Source organism: Polaromonas sp. P4_F4 (assembly GCF_056401355.1).
This window is the reverse complement of the sequence record NZ_JBFUJO010000002.1, coordinates 124,521-142,959: the sequence shown is the minus strand read 5'-3', so window position 1 is coordinate 142,959 and position 18,439 is coordinate 124,521. Positions and strand designations below refer to the sequence as shown.

Annotated in this window: 20 protein-coding genes; 13 read left to right on the top strand and 7 right to left on the bottom strand. The window is 62.7% G+C overall.

Annotation, left to right across the window (positions count from 1 at the left end; genetic code table 11):
• The first annotated feature begins 93 nt into the window (after nt 1–93).
• The 5 genes from AC1DUR_RS03260 (at nt 94) to AC1DUR_RS03240 (ending at nt 3,356) form a co-directional block, all read left to right on the top strand.
• A complete protein-coding gene (locus AC1DUR_RS03260) occupies nt 94–453 on the top strand; it encodes a VOC family protein (RefSeq protein ID WP_477721193.1) in 360 nt (119 codons plus the stop codon).
• A gap of 117 nt (nt 454–570) precedes the next feature.
• The gene (locus tag AC1DUR_RS03255) at nt 571–990 is read left to right on the top strand and encodes a VOC family protein (RefSeq protein WP_477716566.1); all 420 of its coding nucleotides are present in this window, start codon (nt 571–573) and stop codon (nt 988–990) included.
• Nucleotides 991–1,003: 13 nt separating this feature from the next.
• On the top strand, nt 1,004–1,624 hold the full coding sequence (locus AC1DUR_RS03250) for a glutathione S-transferase family protein (RefSeq protein ID WP_477721192.1): 621 nt from the start codon (nt 1,004–1,006) through the stop codon (nt 1,622–1,624).
• A gap of 41 nt (nt 1,625–1,665) precedes the next feature.
• Nucleotides 1,666–2,151, top strand: a complete 486-nt coding sequence (locus AC1DUR_RS03245) for a DUF1579 domain-containing protein (RefSeq protein ID WP_477721191.1) — start codon at nt 1,666–1,668, stop codon at nt 2,149–2,151.
• A gap of 113 nt (nt 2,152–2,264) precedes the next feature.
• Complete coding sequence (locus tag AC1DUR_RS03240) at nt 2,265–3,356, top strand: pirin family protein (RefSeq protein WP_477716569.1); 1,092 nt, start codon at nt 2,265–2,267, stop codon at nt 3,354–3,356.
• Nucleotides 3,357–3,690: 334 nt separating this feature from the next.
• Here AC1DUR_RS03240 and AC1DUR_RS03235 read toward each other — a convergent pair whose 3' ends face one another.
• The 6 genes from AC1DUR_RS03235 to AC1DUR_RS03210 all read right to left on the bottom strand — a co-directional run bounded on the left by AC1DUR_RS03235 (nt 3,691) and on the right by AC1DUR_RS03210 (nt 9,691).
• Nucleotides 3,691–4,593: an NAD-dependent epimerase/dehydratase family protein gene (locus AC1DUR_RS03235; RefSeq protein WP_477716570.1), complete on the bottom strand. Its 903-nt coding sequence runs from the start codon at nt 4,591–4,593 to the stop codon at nt 3,691–3,693.
• Nucleotides 4,594–4,629: 36 nt separating this feature from the next.
• Nucleotides 4,630–5,907, bottom strand: coding sequence for a TRAP transporter large permease subunit (locus tag AC1DUR_RS03230; protein WP_477716571.1), 1,278 nt, complete (start codon nt 5,905–5,907; stop codon nt 4,630–4,632).
• A gap of 15 nt (nt 5,908–5,922) precedes the next feature.
• Entirely contained in the window at nt 5,923–6,426 is a 504-nt protein-coding gene (locus AC1DUR_RS03225) for a TRAP transporter small permease (RefSeq protein WP_477716572.1), read from the bottom strand.
• Nucleotides 6,427–6,437: 11 nt separating this feature from the next.
• On the bottom strand, nt 6,438–7,373 hold the full coding sequence (locus tag AC1DUR_RS03220; protein WP_477721190.1) for an amidohydrolase family protein: 936 nt from the start codon (nt 7,371–7,373) through the stop codon (nt 6,438–6,440).
• 19 nt (nt 7,374–7,392) lie between these two features.
• Nucleotides 7,393–8,379 carry a TRAP transporter substrate-binding protein gene (locus AC1DUR_RS03215; RefSeq protein ID WP_477716574.1) on the bottom strand — a complete coding sequence of 329 codons (987 nt, stop codon included), beginning with the start codon at nt 8,377–8,379 and terminating at the stop codon, nt 7,393–7,395.
• A gap of 172 nt (nt 8,380–8,551) precedes the next feature.
• Nucleotides 8,552–9,691, bottom strand: coding sequence for an iron-containing alcohol dehydrogenase (locus AC1DUR_RS03210; protein ID WP_477721321.1), 1,140 nt, complete (start codon nt 9,689–9,691; stop codon nt 8,552–8,554).
• 320 nt (nt 9,692–10,011) lie between these two features.
• Between AC1DUR_RS03210 and AC1DUR_RS03205 the strand changes: the two genes are divergently transcribed.
• The 5 genes from AC1DUR_RS03205 to AC1DUR_RS03185 all read left to right on the top strand — a co-directional run bounded on the left by AC1DUR_RS03205 (nt 10,012) and on the right by AC1DUR_RS03185 (nt 14,592).
• Entirely contained in the window at nt 10,012–10,791 is a 780-nt protein-coding gene (locus tag AC1DUR_RS03205; RefSeq protein ID WP_477721189.1) for an enoyl-CoA hydratase-related protein, read from the top strand.
• A gap of 1 nt (nt 10,792) precedes the next feature.
• Entirely contained in the window at nt 10,793–11,989 is a 1,197-nt protein-coding gene (locus AC1DUR_RS03200) for a CaiB/BaiF CoA transferase family protein (protein WP_477721188.1), read from the top strand.
• A gap of 82 nt (nt 11,990–12,071) precedes the next feature.
• Nucleotides 12,072–13,040, top strand: a complete 969-nt coding sequence (locus tag AC1DUR_RS03195) for a tripartite tricarboxylate transporter substrate binding protein (protein ID WP_477721187.1) — start codon at nt 12,072–12,074, stop codon at nt 13,038–13,040.
• 103 nt (nt 13,041–13,143) lie between these two features.
• A complete protein-coding gene (locus AC1DUR_RS03190) occupies nt 13,144–13,617 on the top strand; it encodes a cupin domain-containing protein (RefSeq protein WP_477721186.1) in 474 nt (157 codons plus the stop codon).
• A 72-nt stretch (nt 13,618–13,689) separates the two neighbouring features.
• On the top strand, nt 13,690–14,592 hold the full coding sequence (locus tag AC1DUR_RS03185) for an amidohydrolase family protein (RefSeq protein ID WP_477721185.1): 903 nt from the start codon (nt 13,690–13,692) through the stop codon (nt 14,590–14,592).
• Here the strand turns inward: AC1DUR_RS03185 and AC1DUR_RS03180 are convergent.
• Nucleotides 14,580–15,623, bottom strand: a complete 1,044-nt coding sequence (locus AC1DUR_RS03180) for a transcriptional regulator GcvA (RefSeq protein WP_477721184.1) — start codon at nt 15,621–15,623, stop codon at nt 14,580–14,582. The genes AC1DUR_RS03185 and AC1DUR_RS03180 overlap by 13 nt on opposite strands.
• 193 nt (nt 15,624–15,816) lie before the next feature.
• Here AC1DUR_RS03180 and AC1DUR_RS03175 point away from each other — a divergent pair, with 193 nt between their 5' ends.
• From AC1DUR_RS03175 to AC1DUR_RS03165, 3 genes are all read left to right on the top strand, one after another.
• Nucleotides 15,817–16,227, top strand: a complete 411-nt coding sequence (locus AC1DUR_RS03175; RefSeq protein ID WP_477721183.1) for a thioesterase family protein — start codon at nt 15,817–15,819, stop codon at nt 16,225–16,227.
• 79 nt (nt 16,228–16,306) lie between these two features.
• The gene (locus AC1DUR_RS03170; protein ID WP_477721182.1) at nt 16,307–17,743 is read left to right on the top strand and encodes an aldehyde dehydrogenase family protein; all 1,437 of its coding nucleotides are present in this window, start codon (nt 16,307–16,309) and stop codon (nt 17,741–17,743) included.
• Between the two features lie 177 nt (nt 17,744–17,920).
• A complete protein-coding gene (locus AC1DUR_RS03165) occupies nt 17,921–18,391 on the top strand; it encodes a DM13 domain-containing protein (RefSeq protein WP_477721181.1) in 471 nt (156 codons plus the stop codon).
• Nucleotides 18,392–18,439 lie beyond the last annotated feature (48 nt).

Below are 18,439 nucleotides of genomic sequence, written 5' to 3'. Positions count from 1 at the left end.
AAAGGCGAAGCATCCCTTGCCTGTTCTGGCGGACAGCGGCATCCGCAAGCTCATTGCCATTCGCCTTCAATCCCGACACTTGAGGAGAACACCATGGCCAATCCATTCGTGCATGTAGAGCTGAACACGACCGATCTCAGCCAGGCAAAGACCTTTTACGGAAAGCTTTTTGACTGGACTTTGGAGGACATGCCGATGCCGCAAGGCACTTACACCCTGATTAAAGTGGGCGAGGGAACGGGCGGCGGCATGATGCAGCATCCCCAGCCCGGCGCCCCTTCCGCCTGGTTGCCCTATGTTGTAGTCGGCGACATCGCAGCGGCTACACAAAAGGCCCAGTCGCTAGGCGCCACCGTTTGCAAGGAGGTCACGGAAGTCCCGGATATGGGCTGGTTCAGCATCATCATGGATCCGACGGGCGCAACGCTCGGTCTCTGGAAGCCCAAAACGTGAAAACGCCGGCACCGGCGAGGCGGTCGCCTGACCGGGTTCGCGCGACAACAAGCGCATGCAGCGGCCCCGGGAGGTGCACTGGGGCCATCCACATCAACTACTGAAAGGAAGATCGTCATGCAAGTTCAGCCCTATTTGTTTTTTGATGGCCGCTGCGAAGAGGCCCTCGAGTTCTACCGCAAGACGCTGGGCGCCGAGATCAAGATGATGATGCGCTTCAAGGAAAGCCCCGAGCCGCCTGCAGCCGGTTGCGGGCCGGTTTCTGGCGAAAGCATCATGCACGCCTGCTTCCAGATCGGCGACACCGAAGTCATGGCCTCCGACGGCATGGCCGCCGGCAAGCCGGAGTTCAAGGGCTTTTCGCTGTCGCTGACGGCGCCCTCCGACGACGAGGCGCAGCGCCTGTTCAAGGCACTGGGCGACGGCGGGCAGGTGCAGATGCCGATGGCCAAAACCTTTTTCGCATCGTCTTTCGGCATGGTGGCCGACCGCTTCGGCGTGTCGTGGATGGTGATCAAGCCCCTCCCCATGCCCTGAGGTGGCCAGCGCCATGCAGCTTTATTTTTCAGACACGCTGAACCCGCGAAAGGCCTGCGCCGTCGCGAAATACCTGAAGCTGCCGGTGGCATTCATCTACGTCGAGCTGGGCAAGGGCGCACACAGGACGCCGGTGTTCCGCGCGATGAACCCCAATGCCAAGGTACCCGTGCTGGTGGACGGCGGCACGACGCTGTGGGAGTCGAACGCGATCATGTGCCACCTGGCGGACAAGGCCGGCTCGGACCTGTGGCCGCGCGACGCGCGCCAGATCGAGGTGATGCGCTGGCTGATGTGGGACGCGACCGAGTTCGCGCCGCAGGCCTCCACGTTTTATTTCGAGTACCTCATCAAGCCGCGTTTCAGCATGGGCGAGCCCGATCCGGCGGAAATCCAGAAGGCCACCGAGGGCTTCATGCGCTATGCCGCCGTGCTGGAAGGTCATCTGCGCGGGCGCAGCTACCTAGTAGGCGAGGCCTTGAGCGTGGCCGACTTTGCGGTGGCGATCACACTGCCCTACGCGCAGCAGGCCAGGCTGCCGCTGGAAGGGTTTCCGGAAATCCGGCGCTGGCACGCGCGCCTCAATGAGCTGGAGGCCTGGCGCGAGCCTTTTCCCACCCTGCAGGCGGTGTAGTTCACGGCGTAGTTCAACTTCAATCATCCAGGATGAGTTTGATGAAAACAGAACCGCAAAAGGAACACCAGTGGCTGCAGCAGCTGCTGGGCGACTGGACGTATGAGGCCGAGATGCAAATGGGTCCGGATCAGCCGCCGACGAAAAGCAGGGGCCAGGAAAGCGTGCGCACCCTCGGCGGCCTGTGGCTGCTGTGCGAGGGCAGCGGCACCATGCCGGGCCTTGAAGGAATGGGCACCACGCTGATGACGCTGGGCTACGACACGCAAAAGCAGGCATTCGTCGGCAGCTGGGTCGGCTCGATGATGGCCAACATGTGGATCTACAAAGGCCAGCTCGACCCTGCGCAAAAAGTGCTGACGCTCGACACCGAGGGGCCGAGCTTTGCCGGCGACGGCAAGCTGGCCAGGTACCAGGACGTGATCACCCTCAAAAACAGCCAGGAGCGCGAGCTGAGCTCCCAGGTGCTGCAAGGCGACGGGACATGGAAGCGCTTCATGACGGCCAGGTACCGGCGCGTGAAGTAGCGCCTGGAGACCGGGTAGCGCCTGGAGTCCGGCAGGCGGGCGGCGGGGAGCGGTTGAAAGACGGCGGGGCAGCCTTAGTTGTATTCTTTGCATTCCAGACTGAAAGGCCGCTCATGTCCAGCCCCATTCTCCACCTCAAGCCCCTTGGTTTTCCGTGGGAAACCATAGACCCCTTCCTTTTCTGCGCCTACCACGACGACGCCTACCCCGAGGCGAATGCGCAGATGGGCCCGGCCAGCTCGCTGGCGGGCCGCGACATCGGGCAGGACTTCAGCCGCAAGGACGGCTGGAGCATGTACCACGGCAGTACGGTGCCGGGCTTTCCGCCGCATCCGCACCGCGGCTTTGAAACCGTGACCATCGTCCGCAAGGGCCTCATTGACCACTCCGATTCGCTGGGCGCCACGGCGCGTTTCGGCCAGGGCGACGTGCAGTGGCTCACGGCCGGCCGGGGCGTGGTGCATTCCGAGATGTTCCCGCTGCTCAACCAGGACCGCCCCAACCCGCTGGAGCTGTTCCAGATCTGGCTGAACCTGCCGGCGCGCAGCAAGATGTCCGACCCGCACTTCACCATGTTCTGGTCGCAGGACATTCCGCGCCTGACTGCCACCGATGCCGCAGGCCACCGGACCGAGGTGGCCGTGATCGCCGGGCGGCTGGGACAGGAGGGCAGCGCCGCGGCTGCACCGCTGGCGCCGCCGCCCGACTCATGGGCCGCGCAGGCCGACGCCGACGTAGCGATCTGGACGATTCGCGTGGCGCCCGGCGGGCGCTGGACGCTGCCCGCCGCGACCGGACAGGGCACGCGGCGCAGCCTGTATTTCTTCAAGGGCGCGCGGGTGTCCGTGGCCGGGCAACCCATCGCCGACCACGCAGCCCTGGAACTGCGCGCCACCGATCCCGTCGAGCTGGTCAACGGCGGCAGCGAAGCTGCCGAGTTTTTGCTGCTGCAAGGCAAACCCATCGGTGAGCCAGTGGCCCAGTACGGCCCGTTTGTGATGAACACGCAGGCCGAGATTGCGCAAACCCTGGACGACTACCGGCGCACGCAGTTCGGCGGCTGGTCGTTTGCCGAGGACGCACCGGTGCATGGCCGCGACCCGGCGCGCTTTGCGAACCACCCGGGCGGACGCGAAGAGCGGCCAACGAGCGGTGACGATCACGCTGCAGCCCATGCCGCAGATGACGACGTCGACGTCGAGTAAACCTGGAAACGGCAGTTGGATGCGTCCGAGTGCGTCGTGATCGGCGTGGCAGGCAAGGCGTGACAACGCAGTGGGCTTGTGCCCACAAGGCGGAGCAACGCAGCATGGCGCTCGAGCACGGTGCAATCGGATGCATAGCGCTGTTGCCCAGAAGGTGAACGCAATCGAAGAGGGGAAAGTCAATGGGCATGCGGCTCTCCTGAAGTTTTCGAGCGGTCAACTGCTGTTTCCAGGGTAAAACACCCACGGAACCCCGGCAAACAAGAGGCCAGGAGCGGGCAATCGCCAGTAAGCGATTGAGCACGGCGCACCAAAGGATTGCCGGTCTGGTCCGTTATAAAACCATGCCGGTCCTGATCCACTCCAGCACCGACCCATGCCCGGGCTTCCAGCCCAGTTCATTTCGCGCACGCCTGGACGACACGCGGCTATTGGACCCAAGCGAATAGCTCGCCCGGCCGGCGCCCCATTCCCTGATGGCCTCTTCAATCGGCCACCCCTGGGGTGCGCCGAGTCCCAGGCGTTCCGCAATGGCCGCCGTGATCTGCGCGTACGAGGCCTCGCCGTTCTCCACATAGTAGAACGAACCCGCCGGGGCGTGATTCAAGGCGAGGAGGTACAGCTCGCTCACATCCTCGATGTGCACGTTCGACCAGATGTTCAGGCCGTGCCCCACATGGCGCGCGATACCGCTTTGGCGCGCCTGCGCCAGCAGGAGGGGGATTTGAGCACTGTGCGGCTTGAGTCCGAGCCCATTGCCATAGATCATGCTGTTGCACAGCACGATGGAGCGCAAACCGCGTTCGGTCGCGGCCCTGATGACCTGTTGGTCCAGCGCTGCGCGCTGCGCCTTCCCGGGGACTGGCCTAACAGGGGTGTCTTCGTCGTAGACCGTCCCGCCCGCCCATTCGCCGTTCGCGTGGTCGGCAACCACGCTGCTGCCGCTGGTGTGGATGAAGGTTTTCCCGGTTCCGGCAAGCGCGTCCATCAAGGTTTCAACAGCAGCCAGGTCATCCGAACTGGCGGCATTGACCACGGCATCCGCCGAACGTGCCTCACGTCTTAATACCGCGCCGTCAGCGAGGTCTCCGAGAACAGGCTTGATGCCCAGTTCAGAAAGTTGTGCGGCTTGGGCTTCGGTCCGTGCCAGTCCATGCACCGTATGGCCAGCGGCCACCAGGCGCACGGCGACGGAGCCACCAATGAATCCGGTGGACCCGGTGATAAATACATTCATGGGAGGCTTGGGAGTAACGGCATTTGACATGAGAGCTTACCGGAACCAGGTGGCCGGCACCATCACCAGCTGAGGGAACAGGACGAACAAAAACATCAGCACGGTCAGCGACAGCAAAAAAGGCCAGACCCCCTTGATCACGCTGTCCAGACTGCAGCGGGACACCCCCGCCACCACATTCAGGACCGTGCCGACAGGCGGTGTCAGCAGGCCAATCGCGTTGTTCATGATGAACATCACGCCGAAGTACACCGGGTCGATACCGGCCTTGGTGATCACCGGCATCAGGATGGGGGTCAGGATGAGCACCGTGGGCATCAGGTCGAGCGCGGTTCCCACAATGATGACCAGGATCATGATCATGAACATCAACAGGATCTTGTTGTCCATGAAGGGTGTCAGCAAATCCGTGACCTGCATGGGAATGTTGGCGATGGTGATGAGCCAGGCCGAGACCAGGGCGCATGCGACCAGAAACATGACCGTGCTGGAAGTTTTCATCGCAACGAGCATCAGGTGAGGCAACTGGGGCAGCTTGAGCTCCCGGTAGACCAGCGTACCCACCAGGAAGGCGTAGACGACGGCAACAACGGCAGCTTCCGTCGGCGTAAAGACACCGATCTTCATGCCACCAATGATGACCACCGGCAATATCAGCGCCCAGACGCCATCGGCCAGCGCCCGGCCCAGTGCCGGCAGGCTGAAAACACGGGTCGGCGCTACAGACTCTTTTTTGGCGCACACCCACCATGTGGCCGCCAGCGTGAGCGCCATCATGAGGCCGGGGAAGATGCCGGCCAGGAACAGCTTGGTGATCGAGATCTGCGCCATCACGCCGAAGATGACGAAGGCGATGGAGGGCGGAATCACCGGTGCAATGATGCCGCCCGCGGCAATCAGCCCGGCCGAGCGCGGCACGTTGTACCCCGCGTTGCGCATCATGGGGATGAGCAGTGCAGCCACCGCGGCGGAGTCTGCGACCGCAGAGCCGGAAATGCTCGCGACCACCGTCGCCGCGATCAGGGCCACGTAGCCCAGGCCGCCGCGCACGTGCCCGATCAGGGAGTCGGCAACGTGCACGATGCGCTTGGACAGGCCGCCTGCATTCATGAGCTCGCCCGCCAGCATGAAAAAGGGCACGGCCATGAGCGGATAGTTGTTGACGCCCTCGAGCAGGTTGAGCACCAGGATTTGCGAATCGAAGTTGTCCAGATGGAACATCAATGCGACACCACATGCCAGCAGCGCGAAAGCAATGGGCATGCCCAGCGCCATGGCGCCAAGCAAGGAAAATATGAAGACTGCAATGGTCATAAATGTTTTTCTATTTCATTCGCCCGAAGAGCCGCTATGCGGCACCAGTTCGTCCTTGGGCATGCGCCCGGAAACCTGCCGCCAGAGCGAGTGAGCGAACACGATCGCCATCCCGACGCTGCTGATCAGCACAGACGAGTACACCAGTCCCATGGGGATGCCCGTGACGGCGGCGTGATCGTCCATGGTGATCACCACCTGCTTCCAGCCGCCATACACCAGCAGGCAGCAGCAGGCCAGCGACAGCACATCCGCAGAAAAGCGGCAGATACGCTGGCCTCTTTCATTCAGGCGGTCGATCAGGGTGGAAACACCGAGGTGCGCATGATCCTTCATCACCATCAGTGCGCCGATCAGCGTGAGCCAGATGAAGAGAAAGCGCGAAACCTCCTCGGAAAAAGCAATCCCCGAGCTGAACGCGTAACGCAATACGACATTGCCGAATACGAGCACGATCATCGCGGTGAACATGGCGACCATCAACCAATTGGCACTGGTTCTCAAGATATTGTTGAACATGCCTGTCTCCTTTAGTTTTTGTCGAGCCCTGTGACATCCGGTATGCGGTAGAAGCGCCTGGCGTTGTCGTGCCAGATGGCGCTTTGTGCGGCCTCACTCAAATCTTTTAAGGCACCGGCCATGGTGTCCACCAGTTCCGGCACGCCGATGCGCAGCCCGGCGACCGGCATGTTGCTGGCAAACATGCAGCGCTGCCAACCAAAAATGGCAATGGTGTCACGTATCACGGCGGTGTTTTCATCGGCGTTCCACGGCGCATGTCGCAAACCGAATTCAGAGAGCTTGACATGCACCTGGTCGTGGCGTGCCAGCGCCTCCATGCCTTTGCGCCAATGGGCCAGGCCCGCCGCGGAACGGTCCCAGGGCAAGCCTGCGTGCTCCAGCACCACGGAAATGCCAGGCAGTTGCTGGACGACTGCCGCGGCCTCTTCAAGATGCCAGAACGGCACCCGCAGGTCCCACGACAGGCCGTGGTTTTCCAGCAGGGCCAGACCTGCAAGCCATTGCTCATCCTGCAGCGATCCGGGCTGGCCGCGTACGGACCCGTTGGCATTCGCACTGGTGAGCGGCTTGCAGCGTATGCCGCGTACCAGCGCAAAGGCCGCATGCTGTGCGAGCTGCTCGTCGGCGTCGGGCGATGCGAAGTCGACATGGGCCACCACGGCGTTCGGGAACCCGTGGACTGCATGAATCTCATGCAACCATGCCGTCTCGGCCAGCGACTCCTTGCGGTCGCGCTCGGCTTCCACATGCACCGTTGCGGCGAGCGGCAGGCCTTGCCAGATGCTTCGGTACTCTGCCGGGCCGAAGTTCCGGCGAAGCGGCTCGTAGTCACCCAGGTGGAAGACGGCAGGGTTGTAGTCCTGCTGCAGCCAGGGGTACCCGCCGCGGCCGAGGTCCCACAGGTGGTGGTGCGCATCCACGATGGCGGCTGGACGGGTTCCCATGGGTAATGACACCTTGGGCTCAGCGCTGAAGATCAATCGCCTTAAGAACGGCGTCGCCGTTCTTTTCGACGTACATCTTGCGGACTTCGTCCTTGACCACGGCACGGATGCCGGCGATGTCGGGGGTTTCGTTCACCTGCATGCCCTTGGCGCGCAACTGAGCAATAGCCGCTGTTTCATTCTCCGCGTTCATCTTGCGCTGCAGCACCGCAGCGCTGGCAGATTCCTCAAGCAGCACTTTCTGGAACTCAGGCTTGAGCGCATCAAATTTCGCCTTGTTCATGACAACGACGAGAGCGGTGTAGGCATGGCGGGTCAGCGACAGGTACTTTTGCACCTCGTACATCTTGGAGGAAACCATCAACACCGGTGGATTCTCGTTGCCATCCACGGCGCCGGATTCAAGCGCTGAAAACACCTCGGCAAAAGGCATCGGTTGCGGGCTGGCGCCGAGCAACTGGAAGGCCTTCAGATGAGAAGGATTTGGCGTGGTGCGGATCTTCAGCCCCTTGATGTCCTCGGCCTTCGAGACCTGGCGCTTGTTGTTGGCCAGGCTGCGAAAGCCTATCTCCCAGAACGCCAGGCCTTTCAGCTGGTGCGCGCCCAGGTCATCGAGCAGGGATCGGCCTGTGGGGCCGTCCAGCACGCGGTAGAGCTGCTGCGCATCGGTGAATTGATAGGGCAAATCCAGCACATTGAGCCGGGGCGCCAGGCCCGTGAAAAAGGGGTTTCCGGTGGCGCCGATGTCGATCGTGCCGCTGCGGACGCTGTTGATCAAGGTGGAGTCGTTGCCGAGCTGGCTGTTGGCGAAAACCTGGATCTCGACACCCCCCTGGGTGCGTTCCTTGACGCGCTTGCTGAACTCCAGCGCGGCCAAATGCTGTGAATCGTTCGCCGGCAGCGTATGGCCGAACCGCAGCTTGACGGGCGCAGTCTGCGCGGAGGCAAGGCCGGCGGTCGCGGCGAGAAGCAGGGCGATGGACGCCAAAAATAAGCGCGTTTTCATGAGAAGTCTCCTTTATGTTTACGAAGGCAGCAGTGGTCGGTGGTCCCGCATGCTCCGGTTCGACGGCAATCAGTGGGTGGTCAATACGCCATCAGTGTATGAAGCGCCCGAATGCGTCACAAGCGACATTTAGTCGTCCTGCGCCCTAGAAAAGCTCATCCCCTTCGGCCGCCTACAGGGAGGCCCGAAGCATGGCGTCGTAGTCAGCCGGGGTCGCCAGACGGGGGTTGGTCTTGTGGCAGTGGTCCTTTAGCGCGCCTTCAATGACTTTCGGGAAGATATCCGGCGAAACGTCCAGTTGGCGCAGGCCCGTCGGCAGTCCCAGCCGTGCATTCATCGACAAGATCGCCGGGCCCAGCGCCGCGGGACCGGCAACATCCATTGCCTGCGCCATGCGCTCCAGGCGCTGCTCTTTCTGCACCGACTCTGCCACGGCGTTGAACGCTATGACTGCCGGCAGGAAAATGGCGTTCAGGGTCCCGTGGTGAAGCCGCGGGCTCAGGCCTCCGAGCGAGTGGCTGAGGCTGTGCACGCAACCCAGGCCCTTCTGAAATGCCAGGGCGCCCTGCATCGAGGCGCTCATCATGTTCAGCCGGGCTTCGCGATCCTGGGGAGACGCGGTGGCGCGTTCGATGTGTTTCCACGCACGGCGCAAGCCGTCCAGTGCAATCCCGTCGGCCGGCGGGTTGAAGGCGGGCGCCATGAAGGTCTCCATGCAATGGGCAATCGCGTCCATGCCGGTGGCCGCGGTCAGCAAGGGCGGCAACCCAAAAGTCAGCTCGGGGTCGCAGATCGCCACCCGGGGTATCAGGTAGGGCGAGAGCACGCCGACCTTGCGGCCGTCGTCCAGAATCAGCACCGCACCGCGCCCCACCTCACTGCCTGTGCCAGCGGTCGTCGGAATGGCGATGACGGGCGCCGTCTTCGCCGTGATCCTGGCAACGCCTCCTTCGATCGCCGCGAACATTCGCAGCTCCCCCTCGTGCGTCGCGCACACGGCCACCCCTTTGGCCAGGTCAATGGGCGAACCCCCGCCAATGGCAATGATGCCGTCGCAGACATGCGCGACATACAGCTCGACTGCCTGCCGCATGGCGGCCTCGGTCGGGTTGGAAGGCGTCCTGTCGAAGACGACCGCCTCCTTGCCATTCGCCAGGTGGGACAGGACACGGTCGACGATGCCGGCGGCGCGCACACCGGCATCCGTGACGATGAGGGGTCGCTTGATACCGATCCGGTCGCACTCGCGCTGCAAGAGCTGGACCGCGCCAAAGTCGATTTCGATTTGGGTAACGTAGTTGATGGTGGCCATGGAATCCCCGATGTTGAGCTGGAACTTGTGAAGCAAACGCTGCATGCAATGCAGCCGTTTCGCGGCAACTGAAGCTGTTGGCCAGCTAGCAGTGCGCGTATTCTGGGAGTACTTCCCTCCACCTGCAAGGCACATTTTCTTGACGAGTGATCAAGAAATTTTCATGCGTTGGGGCCGCGAGTTTTTCTTGAAGCCATGCAGAAAATTTCTCGCTTGGTGCCATCACCGTTGAAACCTAGACTCTGCTCCTCATGCAAGGCAGCCAGCGCAAACGCCGTTGGCACCTTGCGCAAATTTGAAGTTTCTACAGAGCGGGACCTATGCCAACACCAGTACTGATTGATCGAAAGGAGAGCGTCGCGACGGTCACGCTCAACAACGCGGCCAAGCTCAACGCCATGAACCGTGACATGTGGCTGGGTCTGGAGGCGGCTGTCAAAACGCTGTCGGCTGACGACGATGTGCGCTGCATCATCCTTCGCGGCGCCGGTGACCAGGCTTTCTCGGCGGGCGCCGACATCGAGGAGTTTCCCCGGGCGCGGCTCAACGGAACGCAGGCACGCGCCTACGCCCATGTCACGGAAGCCGCGATGCAGGCGATCGCCACCTGCCGCCACCCGACGCTGGCCATGATCCAGGGCGCCTGCGTGGGGGGCGGCCTCGAGATCGCCTCGGTCTGCGACATGCGCATCTGTGGCGTGTCCAGCCGCTTTGGCGTGCCGGTCAGCCGGCTCGGACTGGTGATGTCTTACGGCGAACTGGGCGGCCTGGTATCACTGGTCGGTGCCAGCACCGCGCTGGAGATCCTGCTGGAAGGCCGGGTGTTCGGTGCGAAGGAGGCGCTCGACAAGCGCCTCGTGAACAAGGTGGTGGAAGACGCCGAGGTGCCGGCTGAAGTGGAGGCCATCGCCCGGCGCATCAGCCACGGCGCGCCGCTGGTCGCGCAATGGCACAAGAAATTCATTCGCCGGCTGGCGGATCCGGCGCCACTCACCGAAGCGGACCGGGACGAGGCCTATGCGTGCTTCGACACGGAAGACTTTCGCGCCGGCTATCAGGCATTCATCAACAAGACCCGACCGGTCTTCAAGGGGAAGTGACATGGGACCGCTGCAAGGAATGAAGGTCATCGAGCTGGCCCACATCATGTCAGGCCCGATTTGCGGGCTGATGCTCGCCGACATGGGCGCCCAGGTCATCAAGGTCGAAAAGGTCCCCGGAGGCGACGACGCCAGGCGCTTCGCGCCTGTCCTGCCGTGCGGTGAGTCGGCGGCCTTCATGATCGTCAATCGCAACAAGCGGGGCATCGGCCTGAACCTGAAGACCGCAGGCGGCAAGGCGGTTCTGCTCAAGCTCCTGAAAGATGCGGACGTCGTGACCGAGAACTACCGCACCGGCACCATGGAGAAACTCGGGCTGGGGTATGAAACGCTGCGCGAGATCAACCCGGCGCTGATTTACTGCTCGATCTCCGGCTTTGGCCGCACGGGCCCCATGGCCGAGAGCGCCGGCTTCGACCTGGTGGCACAGGGCATGAGCGGCTTGATGAGCATGACGGGCGAGGAAGGCCAGGCGCCCATCAAGGCCGGCTCACCCGTGGCCGACATCAATGCCGGGATTCTGGCGGCGCTGGGCATCGCCGCCGCCTATGCCCAAAGGCTGCGCACCGGCCTGGGTCAGAGCGTGGACACCTCGCTGTTCGAGGCCAGCCTGCACCAGATGTACTGGCCGGTGGCGAGCTACTTCACCGACGGGACCGTGCTGCCCAAGATGGGCTCGGCCAACGCAACCAGCTCACCCTACCAGGCTTTCCGCTCCAAGGATGGCTGGATCAACATCGGTGCGGCCAACCAGAGCAACTACGAACGCCTGCTTGAGGTGCTGGACGCACCGGCCCTGGCATCCGATCCGCGCTTCGCCACCAACGCGGGCCGCATGGAGCACCGGCCGGAACTGGTCCGCCTGCTGACCGAGCAATTGACCCGGCGAACCACCGCGGAATGGATGGCGCTGTTCGACCGTGTCGGGCTGCCGGCCGGCCCCATTCTCGGCATCGCCGAAGCAGTCGCCCATCCCCAGACGATAGAGCGCGGAATGATCGTGGAGACCCTGCATCCCACCGCCGGCAGTGTGAAAGGGCTGGGCCTGCCCATCACGTTTTCAGAAGGGCGGGACAACAGCGGCCGGCCCGCCCCTCGCCTGGGCGAGCACACCGTCGAAGTGCTGCGCGAGTTCGCGTTTTCCGATGAGGACATTCGCACGCTGCGCCAGGAGGGCGCGATCTTCGCCATGGAGTGAGCGCCCGGCCTCCCACATGAAAGAGTTTTTGTTCATGGCTTCCGGCGCAAGTTGCGCCAACCATTCAACCCGAGGAGATACCGTGTCTGCATTCAATTTACGCAAATGGTTTATGGCCCTGTGTGCCGTCGGTTTCACGGTCGGCGCCGCAGCGCAGCCGGTCGGCTACCCCAGCCGCAGTATCGAGCTGGTCGTGCCCTGGCAGGCAGGGGGTGGCGCCGACGTGGTTGCCCGCGCCTTTGCGGTCGCAGCGCAAAAGCACTTGCCCCAGAGCATCGTGGTGATCAACAAGCCCGGCGCCAGCGGCGTGCTGGGCATGACCGATGTCTGGAAAGCCAAGCCCGATGGGTATCGGCTTCTTCTGGCCTCCAGCGAGATGACCTTCCTGAACCATCTTGGCCTGGCCAAGTTCTCGTATGAGGATTTCGCGCCGATTGCCCGACTGAACGCCGATCCGGCAACCGTCGCGGTTCGCGCCGACGCGCCGTATGCAACGCTCGAAGAGTTTCTGGAGGCCGCACGCAAGCCGGACTCGAACATCCGGGTCGGCAATGCGGGCCATGGCTCGACGTGGCATATGGCGGCGGTGGCTCTTGCGGACAAAACCCGCGCGGCCTTTAACCACATTCCTTACGCGGGAGGGGCGCCGGCGATTCTCGCGCTGCTGGGCGGCCACATCGACGCGGTCACCGTCAGCACGGCCGAGGTTTCCAGCCACGTTGCCACGGGCAAGCTCAAGGTCCTGGCGGTCATGGCCGACCGCCGCGTCAAGGGATTTGAATCGGTGCCGACGCTCAAGGAGCGCGGTATCGACGTGTCGCTTGGCATCTGGCGCGGCCTGGCCGCCCCCCGGGATACGCCACCCGAGGTGCTGAAGGTCCTGCGCGCGGTCGTCGCGAAAACGGTCCAGGAGCCAACCCTGCGGGAAGCGCTTGAGAAGCTGAACTACAGCACCGATACCTACGCCGATGACGTGACCCTGCAGGCGGTCATGGCCCGTGAAAGCCTTTATTTCAAACAGCTGGCCGGCAAGATTGAACCCAAGCCTTGAGGCTGCCGGCCAGCGTCACCCCTTGTATGGAGACGAAACGCAACCCTGCCGCCCGTCCCTGTGCATTTTTCGCCCTTAACTTTGAACTGACGAGGAGACATTCATGAAAACTACTGCATCGTACCTACGCGCTTTCTGCGGCGCTTCCCTGTTGGCCCTGGCCTGCATCCCGGCCGCGTGGTCCGCCGACGAGGTCGCGCCTCCTGACATATCGTTCAAGCCGGGCGACGTCCGCTACACCATGAACCCCGCCTCGCCCTCCCAGAGCGCGGTCCTGTTCGGCGACCCGAAACAGCCGGGCCTGTTCATCCTGCGCGTGCGCATCCCGGCTAACACGAAGTTGCCTGTGCACACCCATCCCGACAAAGTCAGGATCGTCTCCATCATCTCGGGGACTCTCTACTTCGGCTACGGCGACAAGTTTGACGAGTCGAAGCTGATCGCCTACCCTGCAGGATCGCTCTTCAAGGAACCCATCGAAGCACCCCACTATTCGTGGACCAAGGACGGGGACGTCGTCTGTGACGTGATCGGCATCGGCCCGTCGTTCACCACGCTGGTACCGCAAAAAAACTGACGGCCCCCGGGGCGTGCGACTGCTTCAACGCATGGTCCATCGCCCCGCCGCCCGCTGCAAGGAATCGCCGGCATGAACTTTGATGAACCCTTTATCGATGCCCACCAGCATTTTTGGGACCTGCGGAACAATCCCTACCCCTGGCTGCAGGGGGAAGATGTCAGCGGGTTCCGGTATGGCGACTATGCCGCACTCAAGCGCGACTACCTGCCCTGCGACCTGGCCCGAGACACCGAGGGCTTTCGGCCCGTCAAGACAGTTCACATAGAAGCCGAATGGGAGCGTGCGACGCCGCTGGGCGAAACGCGCTGGCTGACGCAGGTGGCCCGTCAGACGGGATGGCCTTCTGCCATCGTCGGGCACGCCAAGCTTGATGCACCGGATGTGGATGAAGTGCTCCAGGGGCAAGCCGGCTATGCGATGGTCCGCGGCATACGCCACAAACCCGTGACCGCCCCACTGCATGCCGAGGCCCGGCGCGGCTTGCCGGGGTCCATGGATGACGAGCGCTGGCGCAAGGGCTATGCATTGCTGGAGCACCATTCTTTTTCTTTTGATCTGCAGGCGCCCTGGTGGAACCTCGACCAGGCTGCCGACCTCGCCCGTGCTTTCCCCGCTACCCGGCTCATCATCAACCACACGGGATTGCCGGCAGACCGAAGTACTGAGGGTTTGAGCGGCTGGCGCCAGGCGATGGAGCAGGTCGCGCGCCAGCCGAATGCAGCCGTGAAGATCTCTGGTCTGGGCCAGATGGGTCAGCCCTGGACCCAGACGGCGAATGTGCCCATCATTCGCGACACGATTGCCATCTTCGGTGCGGATCGTTGCCTGTTCGCCAGCAATTTTCCGGTGGACAGCCTGGTGGCAAGCTATGAAGACATTCTGGCGGGCTTTCTTGCCGCCATCGCGGACCGGCCGCCTGAAGAGCGCCGCATGCTGCTGCATGACAACGCACAGCGTATCTACCGCTTGTAGGCCGCCTCGGCGTCTTTTGATTCAGCGGCATTGGCCAGGGCAACCTCGCTGCGCACCCACTCCGCGAAAAGCATGATGCGCGGATCATTGATCCGTTCTTTCGGATACACCATGTAGTAGGAAAACTCGACCGGCAGGCTGATGTCGAACGGGCGCACCAGGCGACCTTGGGCCAGGTCGTGGAGCACCCAGTTCTTCTTTGCAAGGGCAACGCCCAAACCGTCGATGGCTGCATTGATCACGAGATGGCTGGGCCAGAACGACGGGCCACGCGTCGCGTCGACACCGGTCACCCCTGCATGTGCCAGCCACATCGACCAATCTGGATTGGAGACATCGGTGTACTTGCTGTCATCGTGCAGCAAAGTGTGATGTTTCAAATCTTCCGGCTTCAGCAGCGGGTGCTCGCCGCGCATGAGCGCGGGGCTGCACACCGGAAAGACTTCGACCGACAGACACACCTCGGAATGCAGGCCGGGATAGTTGCCGCGGCCATAGCGGATCGCCAGGTCGTAGTCCTCGCGCTCGAAATCGACCATGCGCGCGGACGTTGAAATCTTGAGGTCGATGTCCGTGTGCGCCTTCATGAATCGGTCCATGCGCGGAATGAGCCACTTGACGGCAAAAGTCGGAGGAACGCTGACCCTGAGTGCCGGCAGATTCTGGGCATGCAGCTGTTGGGTCGCGGCGGCCAATTGCTGGAACGCTTGCTGCACGCCGGGCAGGTAGGCACGCCCCGCTGCCGTCAGCGCGAGCGCCTTGGACTCGCGCACGAAAAGAACGACACCCAGGCTTTCCTCCAGCGCCTTGACCTGGTGACTCACGGCTGAGGGTGTGACAAACAGCTCATCGGCCGCGCGGGTAAAGCTCAGATGACGCGCTGCCACCTCGAACGCCCTCAAGGGATTGAGGGGGGGAATCTGACGCGCCATCTCTTGTCTCTGTTGGTAATTCAGGCTCGAAGCGAGCCTTTTAATTCTTGGAACCCTGACGGTGAGTTTACTTGAAACACACCCCGGTGTCACATCCATGAAGCCGCTCCTCCGACCACTGCGCTTGAGGTCTCGCTTCAGGTTTTGCTTCAAGTTTTTCTTGAGTCGGGTTCAATTAAATGTCGCTTGTCCGGAGCCCCCTGCGACCATAAACTTTGCCGCCATGACCGCCATGACCGCCATGAACGTTTTGCCGGTCACAAACCTGGAACAAAAGAATGACGAGTAAAAAATGACGAATGAACTGAGCATCGGCGCGGAGGTCTCCAGAACCATCACGGTGGACCTGCCCCGAACCGTGGACTTTCTCGGTGAGGAGCTTCGCGTGTACGCCACACCGGAGCTGGTACGGGACATCGAGCAAACCTGTCTCGACTTTCTCCTCGAGCATGTCAAGCCCGGGGAGAACTCAGTGGGCATTTCGATTGATCTCCACCACAGCGCTGCTACGCTGGTCGGCATGGCGGTGCAGATCACCGCCACGGTCATTGCCATGGACGGACGCAAGGTCAGCTTCAAGGTCACGGCGGTGGACGGCGTTGAAGAGATCTGCAGCGGAACACACAGCCGGTTCATCGTGGACGTTGCCAAACTCCGCGGGCGTGTTCACGACAAGGCCCAACGCGCCCTGGCCATGCGCTGACCTTATCCCTTATCCCTTATCCCTTGTCCCTTATCTATTCCCGCCACATTCGTTCTTCTTCTTTTTCTTCTGGATCACCATGCAACGCTACAACAATCTGATTGCCAGCTGCTGGGTTGCCGGCGCAAGCTATGCACCCAACATCAATCCCTCCAACCTGGCAGATGTCCTGGGTGAGTACGCCCAGGCAGATGCATCCCATGTCGACGCGGCGGTGGACGCGGCACGAGCGGCGTTCCCGGCCTGGTCGACCTCGGGTATTCAGTTGCGCAGCGATGCGCTCGACCGGATCGGCACCGAAATCCTTGCGCGAAAGGAAGAACTTGGGACATTGCTCGCCCGGGAAGAGGGAAAGACCAAGGTCGAAGGCATCGGTGAGGTCACCCGTGCAGGGCAGATTTTCAAATTTTTCGCAGGGGAATGCCTGCGCATGGCCGGCGAGAGCATGGCTTCCGTGAGGCCGGGCATCGGCGTCGAAATCACGCGCGAGCCCGTTGGCGTGGTGGGGCTGATCACCCCGTGGAACTTTCCCATCGCGATCCCGGCCTGGAAAATCGCACCGGCCCTGGCCTGGGGCAACTGTGTCGTCTTCAAGCCTGCCGACATCGTGCCCGGCTCCGCGTGGGCGCTGGCCGAGATCATCTCGCGCAGCGGCATCCCGGCCGGGGTGTTCAACCTGGTGATGGGCCGGGGCAGCGTGATCGGCGAGGCGCTGGTCCATCACGCCGCTATCGATGCCGTGAGTTTTACGGGCTCGGAGGGCGTGGGCCGGCGCATTGCGCAAGCCTGCGTTGCCAGCTTCAAGAAAATCCAGCTGGAGATGGGGGGCAAGAATCCGCAGGTCGTGCTTGACGACGCCGACCTGACCCAGGCAGTGGAACTCTGTGCTCAAAGTGCGTTTTATTCAACCGGTCAGCGTTGCACGGCCTCCAGCCGTTTGATCGTGACCCAGGGCATCTACGGCCGGTTCGTGGAAGCCCTGCAGGCGCGCATCGCCCGGATCAGGGTCGGGGACGCGCTTGCCGCGGGGACCGACATGGGGCCGGTCTCCTCGCAGGCCCAGCTTGAACAAAACCTCAGCTACGTGCACATCGGGCAATCGGAAGGCGCAACGCTGGCGTTCGGTGGCGACCGGATCAAGGCGGACAAGAACGGTTTCTTCATGACACCGGCGCTCTTCACCGACAGCACACCCTCCATGCGGATCAACCGCGAAGAAGTCTTTGGCCCGGTGGCCAGCGTGATCCGCGTGGCGGACTACGAGGAAGCGCTGGAGGTCGCCAACGACACGCCGTTCGGGCTCTCCGCCGGCATCGCGACCACCTCGCTGAAGTACGCCACCCATTTCAAGCGCCACAGCCAGGCGGGCATGGTGATGGTGAACCTGCCGACGGCCGGGGTGGACTATCACGTGCCCTTCGGCGGCCGCAAGGGGTCAAGCTATGGGCCCCGCGAGCAGGGCCAGTACGCCCAGGAGTTTTTCACGACGGTGAAGACTTCCTACACGCTGCCCTGAGCAGGCTCGACGGGCGCCCCGGCCGCCATCGGCACCGGGGCATTGCCAGCGCGGGCGGTTGAACCTTACACTGGTCATGCAACCGTCATGGCGGCGGTTCAGTTCAACAAGGTCGGTCATTCAGCGACGCACATTCACACGCGCCGGTACACGGCTAGCGCACGTTTGGGCCGTCTCATGAAAAAAGCCCTGCTTCTCATCGCATCCTATGTCGTGGCGTTTGCCGCGGGCTTCGCCGCGGGCATCTATGCCTTGCCAGTCCTTACGGCGCCACCGGCCCCCTCCGCCGCCGAGATCGCCTCCCAGATAGGCCAGGCCACGTATACGGGCCAGTTCCGCCGGGACCTCAAAGACAGTGACCTGTTTCACTGGGGTGAAGGCACGGTCTCGGTCAGCCCGCAAAGCATTGCCCTGTCGGGAAGGCTTGCGCCGGGGCCGGACTACAAGCTGTATCTGTCGCCCGAGTTCGTCGAAACAGAGGCGGACTTTGCGCGCCTGAAGGCACGCATGCTGCGCGTCGGGGACATCAAAACCTTCGAGAACTTCGTTGTTCCAGTCCCGGGGTCGGTCGACATTTCACGCTACAACACGGTGATCGTCTGGTGTGAGTCTTTCAGCCAGTTCATCACGGCCGCGAGGTATCGCTAGACGCGGAAAACCGTGCACCGGTTCGCTGGCGCCGAGCGGTCGTGCGGT

Excerpts from the sequence above, each read along its gene's own strand:
- AC1DUR_RS03260 (WP_477721193.1), top strand. The coding sequence starts at position 94 with ATGGCCAATCCATTCGTGCATGTAGAGCTGAACACGACCGATCTCAGC.
- AC1DUR_RS03255 (WP_477716566.1), top strand. The coding sequence starts at position 571 with ATGCAAGTTCAGCCCTATTTGTTTTTTGATGGCCGCTGCGAAGAGGCC.
- AC1DUR_RS03250 (WP_477721192.1), top strand. The coding sequence starts at position 1,004 with ATGCAGCTTTATTTTTCAGACACGCTGAACCCGCGAAAGGCCTGCGCC.
- AC1DUR_RS03245 (WP_477721191.1), top strand. The coding sequence starts at position 1,666 with ATGAAAACAGAACCGCAAAAGGAACACCAGTGGCTGCAGCAGCTGCTG.
- AC1DUR_RS03240 (WP_477716569.1), top strand. The coding sequence starts at position 2,265 with ATGTCCAGCCCCATTCTCCACCTCAAGCCCCTTGGTTTTCCGTGGGAA.
- AC1DUR_RS03235 (WP_477716570.1), bottom strand. The coding sequence starts at position 4,593 with ATGAATGTATTTATCACCGGGTCCACCGGATTCATTGGTGGCTCCGTC.
- AC1DUR_RS03230 (WP_477716571.1), bottom strand. The coding sequence starts at position 5,907 with ATGACCATTGCAGTCTTCATATTTTCCTTGCTTGGCGCCATGGCGCTG.
- AC1DUR_RS03225 (WP_477716572.1), bottom strand. The coding sequence starts at position 6,426 with ATGTTCAACAATATCTTGAGAACCAGTGCCAATTGGTTGATGGTCGCC.
- AC1DUR_RS03220 (WP_477721190.1), bottom strand. The coding sequence starts at position 7,373 with ATGGGAACCCGTCCAGCCGCCATCGTGGATGCGCACCACCACCTGTGG.
- AC1DUR_RS03215 (WP_477716574.1), bottom strand. The coding sequence starts at position 8,379 with ATGAAAACGCGCTTATTTTTGGCGTCCATCGCCCTGCTTCTCGCCGCG.
- AC1DUR_RS03210 (WP_477721321.1), bottom strand. The coding sequence starts at position 9,691 with ATGGCCACCATCAACTACGTTACCCAAATCGAAATCGACTTTGGCGCG.
- AC1DUR_RS03205 (WP_477721189.1), top strand. The coding sequence starts at position 10,012 with ATGCCAACACCAGTACTGATTGATCGAAAGGAGAGCGTCGCGACGGTC.
- AC1DUR_RS03200 (WP_477721188.1), top strand. The coding sequence starts at position 10,793 with ATGGGACCGCTGCAAGGAATGAAGGTCATCGAGCTGGCCCACATCATG.
- AC1DUR_RS03190 (WP_477721186.1), top strand. The coding sequence starts at position 13,144 with ATGAAAACTACTGCATCGTACCTACGCGCTTTCTGCGGCGCTTCCCTG.
- AC1DUR_RS03185 (WP_477721185.1), top strand. The coding sequence starts at position 13,690 with ATGAACTTTGATGAACCCTTTATCGATGCCCACCAGCATTTTTGGGAC.
- AC1DUR_RS03180 (WP_477721184.1), bottom strand. The coding sequence starts at position 15,623 with ATGGATGTGACACCGGGGTGTGTTTCAAGTAAACTCACCGTCAGGGTT.
- AC1DUR_RS03175 (WP_477721183.1), top strand. The coding sequence starts at position 15,817 with ATGACGAATGAACTGAGCATCGGCGCGGAGGTCTCCAGAACCATCACG.
- AC1DUR_RS03170 (WP_477721182.1), top strand. The coding sequence starts at position 16,307 with ATGCAACGCTACAACAATCTGATTGCCAGCTGCTGGGTTGCCGGCGCA.
- AC1DUR_RS03165 (WP_477721181.1), top strand. The coding sequence starts at position 17,921 with ATGAAAAAAGCCCTGCTTCTCATCGCATCCTATGTCGTGGCGTTTGCC.